The organism is Hyphomicrobium sulfonivorans (assembly GCF_013306565.1).
GTDB lineage: Bacteria > Pseudomonadota > Alphaproteobacteria > Rhizobiales > Hyphomicrobiaceae > Hyphomicrobium_A > Hyphomicrobium_A sulfonivorans.
Genome location: NZ_PZPO01000001.1, coordinates 45,502 through 59,879, shown reverse-complemented (window position 1 = coordinate 59,879; position 14,378 = coordinate 45,502). Strand labels below are relative to the sequence as shown.

The window sequence follows — 14,378 nt, the reverse complement described above, 5'->3', positions numbered from 1 at the left end:
TTCGCAGGCCACCTGCATGCGTGTCATTCTTGTGGGTGATAGCAGCGCGCCGAATGAGTGCGCGCTGAAACGCCGAAAAAACGTCTTCGGATTTATGCTGCGGGATGACGCGCCAATGTTTCGGCGCGGAGCAATGCCTCACGCGCGACGTCGCGCAGGTTCGCGTCCGGATGGTTGGCCAGCATTTCTCCGACCTCGCGGCAGAACTGCGGCGGAGCAGCAGCGAACGACACGCGCAGCCATTGGGCGGCGGTTTCGGTTTGTCCCATGCGGGCAAGAAAACGCGCCAGATTATATTGCCCGCGGAAGCAGCCGCCTTCCGCAGCGCGCTGATACCAACGGGCAGCGGCGCGCAACCGCACCCGTCCGCGCCAGCCATCCTCGCGGTACTGGCCGATCATGTTCATGGCCTTGATGTTGCCCAGCCGCGCGGCGCGCACGAACAGCGCCAATGCGCCTTCCGCGTCCTGCGTTACGCCTGCGCCCTGAAGCATCAGTGAAGCAAGGTTGAACATGGCCCAGGCATGACCCTGTTCGATCGCGAGACGATACCAGCGGGCGGCTTCAGCGCGATCGATTGCAACGCCCCAGCCGCATTCGTAACAGCGCCCGACCATGTTCAGCGCGTCGGCGCGGCCGGAAGCGGCAGAGCGTGAAAACCAATGATAGGCGGCGGCATAATCCTGCGGCTTGTCCTGGCCGGAAAGATACATGTGGCCGAGCAGAAACTGCGCGAAGGGCGAGCCCTGCTGCGCGAGTTCTTCCGTCGTGAGTGTATCGGGGCCTGTTTGCTGCTGCTGAGCGGCGGCGGCCGCATTGTCGTCATCGGCGTAAATGCTGACATACAGCGGGCGATATTTTTGCGGGGCGCCGACTTCGGTGTGGAACGCTATCTCACGCATGACGGAACTCGCTTTACGCTTTGCTGCTTACACTTCGGCCCAGGCGCGGATGAGGTTGTGATAGTGCCCAGTGATGCTGACGACGGCGGGATCGTCGTCGGGCATTTGCGCGCGGATGCGCATGATCGATTGATCGAGATCGAACAGCATGTGTCGCTGCCAGTCATCTTTCACCATCGACTGCGACCAGAAAAACGACGCCCAGCGGCTGCCGCGGGTCACCGGCGTGACGGAATGCAGGCTGGTGGCGGGATAGACGACCATGTGGCCGGCGGGCAGCTTCACGGTGTGGGTGCCGTATGTGTCGTGCACGACGAGTTCGCCGCCGTCGTAATCTTCCGGTGGCGTGAGGAACAGCGTTGAGGATACGTCGGTGCGCAGGCGCTCGCCGGTTCCGGGCAGAGCGCGGATCGAACCGTCAACGTGTGCTCCGAAGGTCATGCCTTCATCGTAGCGGTTGAACATCGGCGGCAGCACGCGCAGCGGCAGCACGGCCGACATGAACTTGGGATTTTTGCCGAGCGCGCCGAGCACGATCTGCCCCAACTGCTGCGCTTCAGGTGAATTGATCGGAACTTGCAGATTGTTTTTGACCTTCACCGCCTGATCGCCGGCGGTGACGCGACCATCGACCCAATTGGTGCTCTCAAGCACGCTGCGGATGTGCGCCACTTCGTCGGCTGAGAGAACATCGGGGATGGTCACGAGCATTTTGGGGGCTCCGAGAAAAGCAAGAATGCCGGGACGGGGGCCCGGCAGTCTCGTCGTGGGGAGTAGGCCACCGACCGCAGGCGGGAGGTCCTGCGGTCGGTGTTGGTGTCGTTTGGGATTAGTACTTGTAGCTGGCCGACAGCCAGTAGGTACGCGGCGGAGCCACGTAACCCCAGTTGCCATTCCAGTTGACTGAGGTGAGATATGTCTCGTCGAAGACGTTATCGACGTTGAGGCTCAGCTCAATGTTCTCGGTGATGTCGTACGACGCCATCAGGTTGACGATGAAGTGGCCGGGCAGCTTGCCGTAGCGTCCATTCTTGATGATACGCAGGGCATCATCTGGACGACCGATGTAGGAGTCGCTGACGTACTGGAAGCCACCGCCGAGTGTTAGTTCCTTGGTGACGTCATAGGTAGTCCAGAACGTTGCCGTCACGTTTGGAGTGAAGGCGAGTTCGTCGCCATCGGTGCGCAGTGCAGTACCGTAGTCGCCTGTTCCGTTGCCACCATTGCGGCGTACGCCATCGAGGTAGGCACTATGCTTGCGCTCGCTTTCCATGACGAGCAGGCCACCATACACTTTCCAGTGCTCGGTGAGGTTACCGGCAATACCAAGCTCGATACCTTGCACGACCTGCTCGCCGTAGCCACGGAAGATATTGGCTCCGGCTGGGTCACCTGCTGCAAGATCGGCACCGACGATCGGAGACTTGTGCTTTTCGGTACGGAACAGCGCAGCGGTGGTGGACAGACGGCCGTTGAAGAAGTCCCATTTCGCGCCGATTTCGTAGTTGTGGAACTCGGCGGGATCTGCGCCGGCAACGAAGCCGGGGAACGCATTGCCACCATCGCGCGAGATGTCCGGGTTGGACATCAGCGAACCGTGCGGCAGATGTGAAATCCCGTACGAGGCATAGAGACTGGCGTTCTCAACCGGCTTGTAAACAACACCGATTTTGCCGCCGACCGTCGTTTCGGTCTGAGTATACAATCCGCCTGGAACGCCCTGACCGTTGATCTTCAAATCGTAGTGCTCGACACGGATGCCACCGACGACTTGCCACTGCCGTGTCAAATCGATCGTGTCATAGGCATAGACAGCAGCGGTATCGATACCGATATCAGCGGTCTGGTTGCTAGCGCGGCGGGCAAACGATTCTTCGCGCGAGAACTCTACGCCGGTGGAGATCGTGTGTCGGAACTGACCCGTGTAGAACCGCGCGGCCAGATTTGTCTGGTTGGTCAGCGTTTCGTTATTGCGGTCGTAGGTGAACAGACCCATGCCGCCCTGCAGACCGCTGTTCTGGTTTGCCGCCGTGAAGGTCGTCGCGTGCGTGGAGAGTGCGGCCTGACGGTCAACCTGGTTCCAGCGAGTCTGGTTGGAGATCGTCACGCCGGGAGCTAGATCATGCTCGAACCGAGCGATAAACGTATCTGCTACGGTGTCATCGAAGTCCGTGTGGCGACCGAAGAACGTATCGCGGGACAACGATCCGCCCCCGTTCGGACGGGGACCAGCGCCACCGATGCCGACCGAGTCTACAGGGTTTCCGCCCGCACCGAACGTCAGCCCTTCCGCACGGCGATTAAGACGGACGCCAGCGTCCGGCAGGTCGTTGCGCTCATAGTGCTCGTAAGCAAAAATAGCGCGCGTCTGCGTTCCGAGACCGAAGGCCAATGACGGGGCCGCGCCCCACGCGTTAGCTTCGGCGACATCGCGGCCGGCGACACCACCATCCTGAATGAAGAGGTTCAGGCGGCCCGCAACAGTTCCGGAGCTCTGATTAACATCGAATGTTGCGCGGCGGCGTGCTTCGGATTTGGTGTCATCGAAGCCGATGCCGACCGTTGCCTCTACGAAATCCTCAAGCTTCGGCGTCTTGGTGACGATGTTGACATAGCCGCCTGCAGAGCCGCGTCCGTTATCGGCTGCCGGGCCCTTGAATACTTCGACCTGCTCGATGTTGAACGTGTCGCGCGTGTAGACACCGTTGTCGCGTGCACCGTCATTGAAAACATTGCCGGTCGAATTGAAGCCGCGGATCGCGAACTGAAGACCGGCAGTATTAAACCCGTTCTCGCCGGCGTCGATGGTGATGCCTGGCGTGTTCTTCAGCGTTTCGATCAGGTTGGTGCTCTTGCGCTCCTGAATGATCGCGGTGGGAATGACGTTGACCGTCTGAGGCGTGTTGAGCAGCGGACCGGTGGCCTTGGCCGACGTCGAATACTGGGCGTTGTACACGCCCGGAGCGACCGGAGCAGCGAGACCCGGCAGCGGATCGGCCTGCTGCGTCGGCGGAGTGTACTGCGGAGCTACCGGGGCAGGCGAGACCTGCGTGGAAGCAGCCTTCTTCGGTGCAGCTTTCTTCTTCGCGGCGGCCTTTTTCTTGGCGGCGCCTTCAACGCTCAAGGTAGGGAGAGGAACAGGCTCGGCGGCTTCCTGAGCCGTGGCAGCGGCAGGAGCACCAATTACGCTGGCTGCGCCGATAAGCAGTTGAGATTTAAATGAAAGGCGCCGATTGCTCTTTGCAGCGTCGCCACTAGTCTCGGATTCTGCTGGGCTCGAATTATCAAGCGCCCAAACGGACTCCCACTCATTATGAGTACGCATTACCCCACCCCTTACGCAATACAAACACTCAAGGTTGCGCGTCAGAAAACTCGACTGCAGCAATCTTGATTAGGTAAGGAGCAAAACCTGACTGAATAAGTCAAGCATATGAGAGTCAACATTCCAGACTGTTTTGGGAGCTGGTGTTTATCAGCCACGCTAGACGTCTTCTGGTCGAAGCGCCCGCTTGCAAAGTGCGAGCCGGTTGATCGTATCAGCGATGCCGGTAAAGCGTTGAGTACACAGCGCTATTCGACAACGGCACGGGCAGATGGGATGTATCCGTAACTGGCTAACAATTGCAGTTGCGAGTGCCGGATGCGATGTGGCGTCAAACTATTTGTGCCGGCTGGAATGATTCAAAACTTGTCGGGAAATGAATACGTTGAAGGCCAGATCAGCTAGCGCGCATCGCTGCGTTCAGTTCAGCACAATCGGTTTTCCAATCGTCGATCGCTGCGACGGTTGCGTGATAGGCGGCAGCGCCGATGGCTTCGCCAATCGCGGTGTGCTTGCCCGCGTAGGGCTGCGCTGGCCCGCCAATGGGTGAGGCAATCGCGATGCAGTCGGTGCCGGTGCCGGTGATGTGTTTTCCGCCGCGATAGAGACCGGCCTCCAGAATTGCCGTTGTCCGCGCTTCGGTGGCGATGGAAAGCGCTTCCAGCATGCCCCCCTCCGTCAACGGCACGGACAGGTGCACCAGCGTGTTGATGGTGCCCGCAAACGGTGGCGGCATGTGCAGGCGTGTGCCCACACGCTCGCTGTTCGAGAGGCCGGCGGTAGTCAGGCAGTTGGCATGCACGTTTTCGACCGGTGCGTGATGGTGGTGATGGCGGCGGATGTCGCGTGAGGTGACGAGCACGACGGCGTCGTCAAGGCCAGAGTCGCTTACTCGTTTACCGATGACTTCAAAGGGGTCGGCGTCGGCCGGCAGGTCGGCGTTGCGGACTTCCAGCCATGCGATGCGGTTCGCGACGACCATGCCGGGGCGCAGCATCGACCAACTCAGGACGCGCTGCGGTTGCGCGAACGTGGCGGTTAGGAATGGCGGTGCGAGTGTGATCGAGAAGGGGTTGTCCATTGGCGGCAGATATCAGGTCGTGAGCAGTAGCGCGAGCGCGGCGACGGTTAGGAATTGCAGCAGGCACACGGTGCGATACAGCCGCAAGGCACGGCGTATGTCGGCGCTTGTGGCTTCAGGGCGACCGTCGCCCATCCAATGACCGGCCACTGTCTCGTTGCCATAGATGCGTGGACCGGCCAGACGCAAATCGAGCGCGCCGGCAAAGGCGGCTTCGGGCCAGCCGGCGTTGGGTGACCCGTGATGACGCGCGTCGCGGCGCACGGCGCGCACCGCATCGCGTGCATGGCAGCCCGGAAGAACGGCCGCAGCGAGGATTATGAACATTGCAGCCAGACGGGATGCCGGCAGGTTAACGAGATCATCGAGGCGCGCGGATGCCCAACCGTATGCCAGGTAACGTTCGCTGCGGTGGCCGACCATGCTGTCACCGGTGTTGATTGCCTTGTAAAGAGCTGCGCCCGGCAGCCCACCGATCAGCAGCCAGAAGAGCGGCGCGACGACACCATCGGAGTAATTTTCGGCCAGGCTTTCTATCGCAGCGCGGCTGACGCCGGCTTCGTCGAGGGCATCTGTGCGCCGTCCGACGATCTGCGCTACGGCATGGCGGCCGCCATCCAGACCGCCCGACTGCAACGCGTTGGCAACGGCATTGACGTGCTCATGAAGGCTACGCTGGGCGATCAGCGTGCTGGCGATGACGCCGGTGCATATGATGTCCCACGGGCGCGGCAGCAGCAGTCCGAGCGCAACGACGATAGCGATGGTTACCGCAGCGGTGGCGGCCAATGTGACGCCAAGGGCTAACACGCCGTTGCGGCGGCGGTGTGCGAAGGAAAGCCGCGGATCGTTCCAGCGGGCCTCGCACCATGCTATCAGTCCGCCGATCCAGCTCACCGGATGGCCGATGCGGGCGAATACCCATGCGGGGTAGCCGCATGCCACATCCAGCGCCATGGCAATGAGGGTTGTGAAGGGATACATGGGAATGCAGTCCAGGCGCTTGATCGGGGTTTTGTGCTAGCATGACGGCGCCTCGCTTAGAACCGCTTCCCCATGGCGGCGACATTGACGCAGCGCGCGCGCGCTATCCCGACGCGCCTGAGCCTTGGGTCGATCTGTCGACCGGCATCAATCCGCATGCGTATCCGGTGCCTGAGGTGACGTCGGGTGCATGGCGCCAGCTGCCGCAATCTGTCGCTGAGCATGATTTGCTGCTGGCTGCCCGCCGCCGTTACGGTGTTACGGCCGATGTGAACATCGTTGCCGCCCCGGGCAGTCAGGCGCTCATTCAGATCGTGCCACGATTGATCGACGCTTCAGAGGTGGCGATCGTCGGCCCGACCTACGGCGAGCATGCTGCATCGTGGCAGCGGTGCGGGCATCGGGTGCGGGAAGTCGCCAGCATCGCGGAGATTGGGGCGGCGCGGGTGGTTATCGTCGTCAATCCGGACAACCCTACAGGGCGCATTTTCTCGGCTGATGAATTGAGCGATCTGGCCGACAACCTTGCTGCGCGGGATGGGCTGCTGGTGGTCGATGAGGCGTTCGCAGATTTTGCGCCGGGTGATGCCAGTCTTGCTTCGCGCCTGCCAGCATCGGTGGTGATACTGCGTTCGTTCGGCAAGGCCTATGGCCTGGCGGGTGCGCGGATGGGATTTGCCATCGCGCATGAGCGCTGGTGTTCCCCATTGCGCGCTGAAGTTGGTCCATGGGCTGTTGCTGGTCCTGCTCTGGAGATCGGCACAGCTGCGCTGAGTGATGACGTATGGCTTGCCGCCATGGCAAAGACGCTGGATGCGGACTGCCGTCGACTTGATCAGTTGTTGCAGGATGCGGGTTTGGCGGTCGTTGGCGGTACGCAGCTGTTCCGTTTGGCAGAGTGCGCGCGTGCTCCGGCATTAGCTGACGCCTTGGCGTGCGCGGGTATTCTCGTCCGCAGCTTTCCCTATAACTGCAATTGGCTGCGGTTCGGGTTGCCCGGCGATGACGCTCAATGGCGACGGCTTGAAACGACGCTGCGGAATTTTCAATCCAGCGTCTGACATCTGTTATGTAGCGCGGCGAAGCGCCAGCAGCTTCGCGCCAAGCTTTGCGCCGAGGTAACCGCCCACGGATGCGCCTGCAATCAGTATGGCAAGCGATACGGCGGAATCATCAAGGCCTAGCCAGACGGTGAGGAAGTACGCGGCGATGGAGCCGATGAGGCCGCCGAGCGCGCCGGTAAATATTGCGACGATGCCACCGGTAGCAAAGCCGATCATCACGGCAATGAATATGCCCGGATAAAGCGATGGCCAGAAGTGGTCATCCATTGCGCCTGTTTCCCCCGATCAAGAGCATGCGACTGCGCTATGCGGCGTGCAGATTGTTACACGCCGGGCGCGTGGCGTGCGCCGCTGTCGAAATAGGAATCGAAGCAGGCCGCAATGGAACGCACAAACGGACGCCCGCGATCGGTGACGCGGAACGCATCGCCATCAGGTTCCATCAAGCGATCCTGATCCGCTTCCAGCAATGCCTGCGCCTCTTCGATCAGCTCGTTGCACGCAGTGCCGAAGCGGGAGCGCAGCTCGCTGGCCGGGAAAGTCAGATCACACATCAGGCGCTCGATGACGAATGCGCGCATTTTATCGGCGTTAGAAAGCGTAAATCCGCGCGCGGTTGCCAGTTCGCCAGCCAAGATTTTGCGGGCATACTCGCCCGCTGCCGGCGTGTTCTGCACGTAGCCTTGTGGAAGCCGTCCGATTGCGGAAGCGCCAAAGCCTATCAGCGCGTCGGCGACGTCAGTTGTGTAGCCCTGAAAATTCCGCGCCAGCATACCGCGCGCCATCGGATCTTCGGGCAGCGCGTAATGGTCCAGGCCGATACGCACATAGCCAGCCTTGGCCAGTGTGCGCGAAATGCGGCTGGCCTGCGCGAAGCGCTCGATCACATCGGGCAGCGCTTTCTCATCGATCATGGTCTGATGCTTGAGGCGGCTGGGCAGATGAGCGTAGCCGAACGCGGCGACACGCGATGGCCGCAACTCCAGCACCTGCTCGATTGTTTTCTGTACGCCGTCGCGGGTCTGGTGAGGCAACCCGTAGACGACATCAATGTTGATGTTGTCGATGCCGTGGGCGCGGAATTCCTCGGCCGCAAATTGCGTCTCGGCAAACGACTGATGGCGGTTGATCGCCGTTTGAACCTTGGTGTCGAAATCCTGCACGCCAAGCGAAACACGCGTTACGCCAGCTCTGGCGAATGCTGCGACGCGTTCGGCGTCCAATCCACGAGGATCGATCTCAACGGCGAACTCGGCCGTGTCGAGAATTTCGAAATGCTCGCGCTGGGTCGCCGCAAGCAAGGCAATATCATCGGCGGAAAGTATGTTGGGAGATCCGCCACCCCAGTGGATGTGATTGACCCGGTGCGAGGCCTGCATGCGCTGCGACACGCCCGCAATCTCGCTGTGCAGCGCGGTCAGATAATCGCTTATCGGCTCATAGCGCTGCACGGCCTTGGTGCAGCAGCCGCAATACCAGCACAACGAACTGCAGTAGGGGATGTGCAGATATAGCGAGATCAACGATCCGGGGTTCAGGGCGCTGAGCCAGCGATCATATTGGGAAGCGCCCACGTCCGCGGAAAAATTCGGCGCTGTCGGATAGCTGGTGTAGCGCGGAACGGGAGCGGAATATCGCTTCACGACTCCTGGGTTCATAGGGCCATCTATCGCGTTATCTGTTGCAGCAATGGCCGGGAAGCTACTGCAGCGCCTTGCGGCGGCACTTGATGGCGATCAATGGTTGTCGATCTGTCGCGCTTGAGTGCTTCCGGAAAAGTGGGAACCGGTTTTCCGATGAGAAGCACGGCGGAGAAACAGTGCTTCCGGAAAAGTGGGAACCGGTTTTCCGATGAGAAGCACGGCGGAGAAACAGTGCTTCCGGAAAAGTGGGAACCGGTTTTCCGATGAGAAGCACGACAAAACAAACATCCAGAGCCGATCCGCGATGCAACGGAACGCCTGAAAGGCTTTGAGGAGGCGGCTACGCGCGCCTCCGACGGTATGGCCTTAGACTTTTGGCGAAGAAGGCGCGGCGGAATGGGTGGAAGTCGTGGTGCCGGGGAAGCAGAAGTAGGGCGATTGCGGATGCGCCAGCAGTACGGTCGCCGCGCCGAATACCGCAACGGCCAGTCCGGCGGCGATGCGGGTGCCGCGATTGCGCTTGATCTGCGCCAGTTGGCGGAAGCCGAAGGTTGAGGCCAGCAATCCCGGCAGCGTGCCGACTCCAAAGGCCGCCATGGTGAGCGCGCCGCCGCTGAACGATCCGGTCAGCATGGCGGTAAACAGCGCGGCGTAAACCATCGCGCAGGGCATCATTCCCCACGCCAGGCCCGATGCGAGCGGAACAAACGTCTGGCCGGAGCCGCGCGATTGCAACCGAGCCACTGAATCTGACAGCGAGGTCAGTCCGCGGTCGATGATGGTTATCGAGGGCACCAGCCCGGCGGTTGAGAGGCCAATCCAGATCAGTGAAGAAGCGGCTGCCCATTGCAGCAGTTGGAAAGCGGCATCACGGTCCAGCCACGAGATCGCGGGCGTGCCGACGAGCCCCACGATGGCGCCGGCAATTGAATACGAGCAGATGCGTCCGGCGTGGTTGAGCGCGAACACAAAGCGCGGATCGGCGCCGCCCGCCCGTTCCTGTGCCAACATCAGGCTGCACGAAATCGCCCCGCACATGCCGGCGCAGTGCAGCGTACTGGCAAGTCCGAGGGCCAGACCGTTGAGGATGATCAACAGGGCGGCGTCCATTCATGCTCCCTGGAACGCGCGAAATCAGTGCAGACGCAAGCCGGCTGACGGGCCACCCGTAAGCTCCTGATGCGCTACCCGCTCAGCTAATAGCATATTGAGCGGGAAGCAGGGCTGCGGCCGGGTGGCCAGCCATAATGTACACAGGGCCTGTTCCGCTGGCGTCAGGGTGCCTAAAGGCGGGACGTCAAGTTGTGCGCTGAGCCGGAAATGGGCCTGGCGCGCCTTTAGTGCGGCGCACAATTGCTGTCGCATGCCGCTGAGGTCGCCCTGTTCCGGCGACTTTGACAGCCCGAGCAGGCGCAGCAGGGCGTTGCCAGCCGTGGCGTGATGGTGCGCCAATTCGGGGTAGTTGGCCCTCAGGCGCGTTATTGCAGGCAGCACTGCGCTATCTTGGCGTGCTTCGGCGATGGGGAAAATCACCTCCGATTGCAGGCTGCAATGACACTGCCAGCTCGGCACCAGCGTTCGGGTGAGCAAATGGATCATGGCCCGCCCGCCTCCGGCAGCAGGCAGCAAATGATCGATGGCCGCCTCCAGCGCGTGGTTAATCTCCCGCTGAAGACGTGCGTCGGCTTCTATGAGCTCGCATATGTCGGGCAGCTTATCCATGGGCCTGAGGGTATCGTGCCGGCCGGGCTGCGCATTGATCAGGATCATCTGCATCCGGGCAGTGCCGTTCCCGGATTTGGGCGGCCAGTGCGTTCAGGCGCGCGCCGGCCCGCCTGTTACACACTCTTACAATTCGTCACGTGTTCGGCATACCTGCGGAGCTTGAGGTGGCTAAACCGTCATTGAGAAAGATCAAAGACGGAGAACAAGCATATGTTCGCGGCGCAGCTCGACCTGACCTCTGCATCCGCCACCGGAATGCACAATCGCCATGGCGATGGTTCTTCCGTCGCCGAGCAGCGTCTGCCCAGTGCAACCGTGCGGCGCCTGATCGCCAAAGAACATGTGTTCTGCGAGGGAGACGACCGCGAGCAGGTGTTTCAGGTCGAGGAAGGCGTCATTGCCGTTTACAAGACGCTGCCCGATGGCCGCCGCCAGATCATCGACTTTGCTTACCCCGGCGATCTTATCGGTCTTGGTGTTCTTGATGAGCACGTGCTGAGCGCGCAGGCGACCGTGCCCTCCAAGGTGAAGTGTCTTTCCGCCGCCGCGCTGGAGCGCATCGCCGAGAGCGACGCCCGTCTCGCACTGAAGCTGTACAAGTCTGTGTGTCACGAGCTGGCGGCAACGCGTAGCCTGCTGATCACGGTTGGTCAGCGCAGTGCGATTGAACGGGTCTGCGCATTTCTTGTCGCTCTGCATCGTCGCACAGCCGAAGCAGAAAGCGCGACGGTCGATCTGGCCATGCGCCGGAGCGATATCGCCGATCTGCTCGGACTGACGATTGAAACGGTCAGCCGAACTTTGACGAAGCTGCGCACGATGGGTGTCATCGAGATTGCGCAGGGTGGTACGCGTGTACAACTTTGCGATCTCGCACGGCTGACGGATCTGGCAAACGAATAATCCGCGTCGCGGGTGGCCCGAGCCGCTGCCGGCCGTTTCAGTTTCTGACGACACATGAAAAGGGCGCCTCGCGGCGCCCTTCGGTATTTCAGGACTGACGCCTTCAGGCGTTTGGCCGGAACGCGCCGGGCGGGATCAGACCCGGTTCGACATAAGCATTATGCAGTGCATCGAGCTGAGCCCACAGCACGTTGCACTTGAAGCGCACGGCGTTGATGCAGGCCTCCTGCTCTTCGCGGGTGCGCGCGTTGGCCTTGATATATTCAAGCGCAAAATCGGCGTCGCGCGGTGCCTGCGTAAGCCGACGCTTGAAATAGGCCATCACCTCGTCGTTCACGAACGGATAGTTTTCCAGCATTCCTGCGATGCGTTCGCGGTGGATGGCTGGTGCGAACAGCTCGGTGAGCGATGAAGCCACAGCAACCGTCAGAGGCTGTTCGACGACAAAACGCACATAGCCCTCAACGGCAAAGCGCGTCGCGGGCAACGCGCCCTCCATGCTGATCACGTAGTCGCGATCCAGGCCGAGGGCGTCCGTCAGCACCAGCCAGCGCTCAATGCCGCCGTGCTCATCGTCGATGCCGTCATGATCCATGATGCGGTGGATCCATTCGCGGCGCAACGCGCGATCGAGCGTTCTGCTCATCAATGCAGCGTCTTTGCGCGGCACGGCGGACTGATAGCAATAACGGTTCAGCGCCCACGCCTGCACCTGTCCCTTCGATAGTTTGCCGCCGTGCAGCAACTTATGAAACGGGTGTTTGTCGTGATAGCGCTCGGCACCGACCGCGCGAATAGCAGCTTCAAATTCCGCCGCGCCAAGCAGCGCGTCTGCAGCCGTCACCCCTCGAACGATCTCATTCATGACGTTCCTCCACATGACTTTTTGTGAAGGGAGCATGAGCGCTGGCACGTCGAGGTATTTTGATTAGCGTCAAAAGGCGCATCACATGTCGGTGCGCCTGTTGTGAACGCGACAAAATGTGATGGCGATATGTGCGTGTCGGATTGATCTCCGTCAAAGGGTGACGCGCGCTTGCGACCTTATCGTGCAGTTCCTGGGGAAGGACGAAGGGTTCCAATAATGAAGGCAGCCAGCGAAGAGATGATCGCTCTTTCGGGAGCCACGGCGACGATCGCCGCGGGTCTCGGAATATTAGTCGGGGGCATACTGGCGTTGTTTGGCCAGGATGAAGTCATTCGACTGCACGGCTTGATATTCCTCGCGGCCAGCGCCGCCGCTGGCTTCTACGTGATGACACATCCGCGTGTCGGTGGGCCGGACGAGCAGGCGCACTATATGGATGGCCCGATCAAGGTGGCCACCATTGCCGCCGTCATCTGGGGCATCGTGGGATTTCTCGTCGGCGACCTTATCGCCTGGCAGCTCGCATTCCCTGATCTCAATTTCGATCTGCCGTGGACCAACTTCGGCCGCATGCGCCCTGTGCACACTTCGGCGGTTATCTTCGCCTTCGGTGGCAACGCGCTGATCGCGACCTCGCTGTATGTGGTGCAGCGCACTAGCCGCGAGCGCATCTTTGGCTACTGGCTGCCATGGTTCGTGGTCTGGGGCTATCAGCTCTTCATCGTGCTGGCGGCGTCGGGCTATGTGCTGGGCGTAACCGAGGGCCGCGAATACGCAGAGCCGGAATGGTACGTCGATATCTGGCTGACGATCGTCTGGGTGGCGTATCTCGCGATCTTCCTGGGTACGCTGTGGAAGCGCCGCGAGTCGCACATCTATGTTGCGAACTGGTTCTATCTCGCCTTCATCGTGACGATTGCGATGCTGCACATCGTCAACAACCTGTCGATCCCGGTTTCGTTCCTGGGCTCCAAGAGCTACTCGCTGTTCTCGGGCGTGCAGGATGCGATGACGCAATGGTGGTACGGCCACAATGCGGTCGGCTTCTTCCTGACCGCCGGCTTCCTCGGCATCATGTACTACTTCATTCCGAAGCGCGTTGAGCGGCCGGTGTATTCATATCGCCTGTCGATCGTTCACTTCTGGTCGCTCATCTTCCTCTACATCTGGGCCGGTCCGCACCATCTGCATTACACCGCGCTGCCGGACTGGGCGCAGACGCTGGGCATGACGTTCTCGATCATTCTCTGGATGCCGTCGTGGGGCGGCATGATCAACGGCCTGATGACTCTGTCGGGCGCATGGGACCGGCTGCGTACCGACCCGGTCGTGCGTCTGCTTGTTGTGTCGGTGGCGTTTTATGGCATGTCGACGTTTGAAGGACCGCTGATGTCCATCAAGTCGGTCAACTCGCTGTCGCATTACACCGACTGGACCATCGGCCACGTACACTCCGGCGCGCTGGGCTGGGTCGGCATGGTGTCGTTCGGCGCCATCTACTGCCTCGTGCCGTGGTTGTGGAAGCGTCGCGGCCTCTATTCGCTGCGGCTTGTGGAATGGCACTTCTGGACCGCCACAATCGGCATCGTGCTCTACATCACGTCGATGTGGGTGTCGGGCATCACGCAGGGTCTGATGTGGCGTGCCTACGACAGCCTCGGCTTCCTCAAGTACTCGTTCGTTGAAAGCGTTGCGGTGATGCACTGGCCTTACATCATCCGCGCCACCGGCGGCCTGCTGTTCGTGATTGGCAGCATCCTGATGGCCATCAACGTCTGGCGGACGATCCGCGGCGAGGAATCTTCCGACATCGCTGAACAACCCGCATCGGCGGCTGCGCCTGAATTGCGCCATGCCATCGCAGCAACACCGGCGGAGTGAGA

General features: G+C 61.0%; 13 protein-coding genes. 3 read left to right on the top strand and 10 right to left on the bottom strand.

The features are described from left to right. Positions 1 to 92: 92 nt before the first annotated feature. The 5 genes from C6Y62_RS00280 to cbiB form a co-directional block, all read right to left on the bottom strand. On the bottom strand, positions 93 to 902 hold the full coding sequence (locus C6Y62_RS00280) for a tetratricopeptide repeat protein (protein WP_173952339.1): 810 nt from the start codon (positions 900 to 902) through the stop codon (positions 93 to 95). Positions 903 to 929: 27 nt separating this feature from the next. After that, on the bottom strand, positions 930 to 1,613 hold the full coding sequence (locus C6Y62_RS00275; RefSeq protein ID WP_173952338.1) for a Fe2+-dependent dioxygenase: 684 nt from the start codon (positions 1,611 to 1,613) through the stop codon (positions 930 to 932). 118 nt (positions 1,614 to 1,731) lie between these two features. Continuing rightward, on the bottom strand, positions 1,732 to 4,227 hold the full coding sequence (locus C6Y62_RS00270; RefSeq protein ID WP_173952337.1) for a TonB-dependent receptor: 2,496 nt from the start codon (positions 4,225 to 4,227) through the stop codon (positions 1,732 to 1,734). A 397-nt stretch (positions 4,228 to 4,624) separates the two neighbouring features. Then, positions 4,625 to 5,308, bottom strand: coding sequence for an adenosylcobinamide amidohydrolase (locus tag C6Y62_RS00265; RefSeq protein ID WP_173952336.1), 684 nt, complete (start codon positions 5,306 to 5,308; stop codon positions 4,625 to 4,627). A 12-nt stretch (positions 5,309 to 5,320) separates the two neighbouring features. Then, a complete protein-coding gene (cbiB, locus tag C6Y62_RS00260) occupies positions 5,321 to 6,292 on the bottom strand; it encodes an adenosylcobinamide-phosphate synthase CbiB (protein ID WP_173952335.1) in 972 nt (323 codons plus the stop codon). Positions 6,293 to 6,333: 41 nt separating this feature from the next. On the opposite strand from cbiB, the gene cobD reads away from it, so the two are divergent. Then, a complete protein-coding gene (gene cobD, locus C6Y62_RS00255) occupies positions 6,334 to 7,353 on the top strand; it encodes a threonine-phosphate decarboxylase CobD (protein WP_173952334.1) in 1,020 nt (339 codons plus the stop codon). Between the two features lie 6 nt (positions 7,354 to 7,359). Here the strand turns inward: cobD and C6Y62_RS00250 are convergent, their stop codons facing one another. The 4 genes from C6Y62_RS00250 to C6Y62_RS00235 all read right to left on the bottom strand — a co-directional run bounded on the left by C6Y62_RS00250 (position 7,360) and on the right by C6Y62_RS00235 (position 10,775). After that, positions 7,360 to 7,623 carry a hypothetical protein gene (locus C6Y62_RS00250; protein ID WP_173952333.1) on the bottom strand — a complete coding sequence of 88 codons (264 nt, stop codon included), beginning with the start codon at positions 7,621 to 7,623 and terminating at the stop codon, positions 7,360 to 7,362. 56 nt (positions 7,624 to 7,679) lie between these two features. Then, complete coding sequence (hemN, locus tag C6Y62_RS00245) at positions 7,680 to 9,014, bottom strand: oxygen-independent coproporphyrinogen III oxidase (RefSeq protein WP_173952332.1); 1,335 nt, start codon at positions 9,012 to 9,014, stop codon at positions 7,680 to 7,682. A 351-nt stretch (positions 9,015 to 9,365) separates the two neighbouring features. Then, on the bottom strand, positions 9,366 to 10,109 hold the full coding sequence (locus C6Y62_RS00240; RefSeq protein ID WP_173952331.1) for a sulfite exporter TauE/SafE family protein: 744 nt from the start codon (positions 10,107 to 10,109) through the stop codon (positions 9,366 to 9,368). A gap of 24 nt (positions 10,110 to 10,133) precedes the next feature. After that, positions 10,134 to 10,775 (bottom strand): hypothetical protein, encoded by a 642-nt coding sequence (locus C6Y62_RS00235; protein ID WP_173952330.1) that lies wholly within the window; start codon positions 10,773 to 10,775, stop codon positions 10,134 to 10,136. A 159-nt stretch (positions 10,776 to 10,934) separates the two neighbouring features. Here C6Y62_RS00235 and C6Y62_RS00230 point away from each other — a divergent pair, with 159 nt between their 5' ends. Continuing rightward, complete coding sequence (locus C6Y62_RS00230; RefSeq protein ID WP_173952329.1) at positions 10,935 to 11,627, top strand: helix-turn-helix domain-containing protein; 693 nt, start codon at positions 10,935 to 10,937, stop codon at positions 11,625 to 11,627. A gap of 103 nt (positions 11,628 to 11,730) precedes the next feature. Here C6Y62_RS00230 and pqqC read toward each other — a convergent pair whose 3' ends face one another. Continuing rightward, positions 11,731 to 12,492, bottom strand: coding sequence for a pyrroloquinoline-quinone synthase PqqC (pqqC, locus tag C6Y62_RS00225; RefSeq protein WP_173952328.1), 762 nt, complete (start codon positions 12,490 to 12,492; stop codon positions 11,731 to 11,733). Positions 12,493 to 12,711: 219 nt separating this feature from the next. On the opposite strand from pqqC, the gene ccoN reads away from it, so the two are divergent. Further along, positions 12,712 to 14,376 carry a cytochrome-c oxidase, cbb3-type subunit I gene (gene ccoN, locus C6Y62_RS00220; RefSeq protein WP_173952327.1) on the top strand — a complete coding sequence of 555 codons (1,665 nt, stop codon included), beginning with the start codon at positions 12,712 to 12,714 and terminating at the stop codon, positions 14,374 to 14,376. Positions 14,377 to 14,378 lie beyond the last annotated feature (2 nt).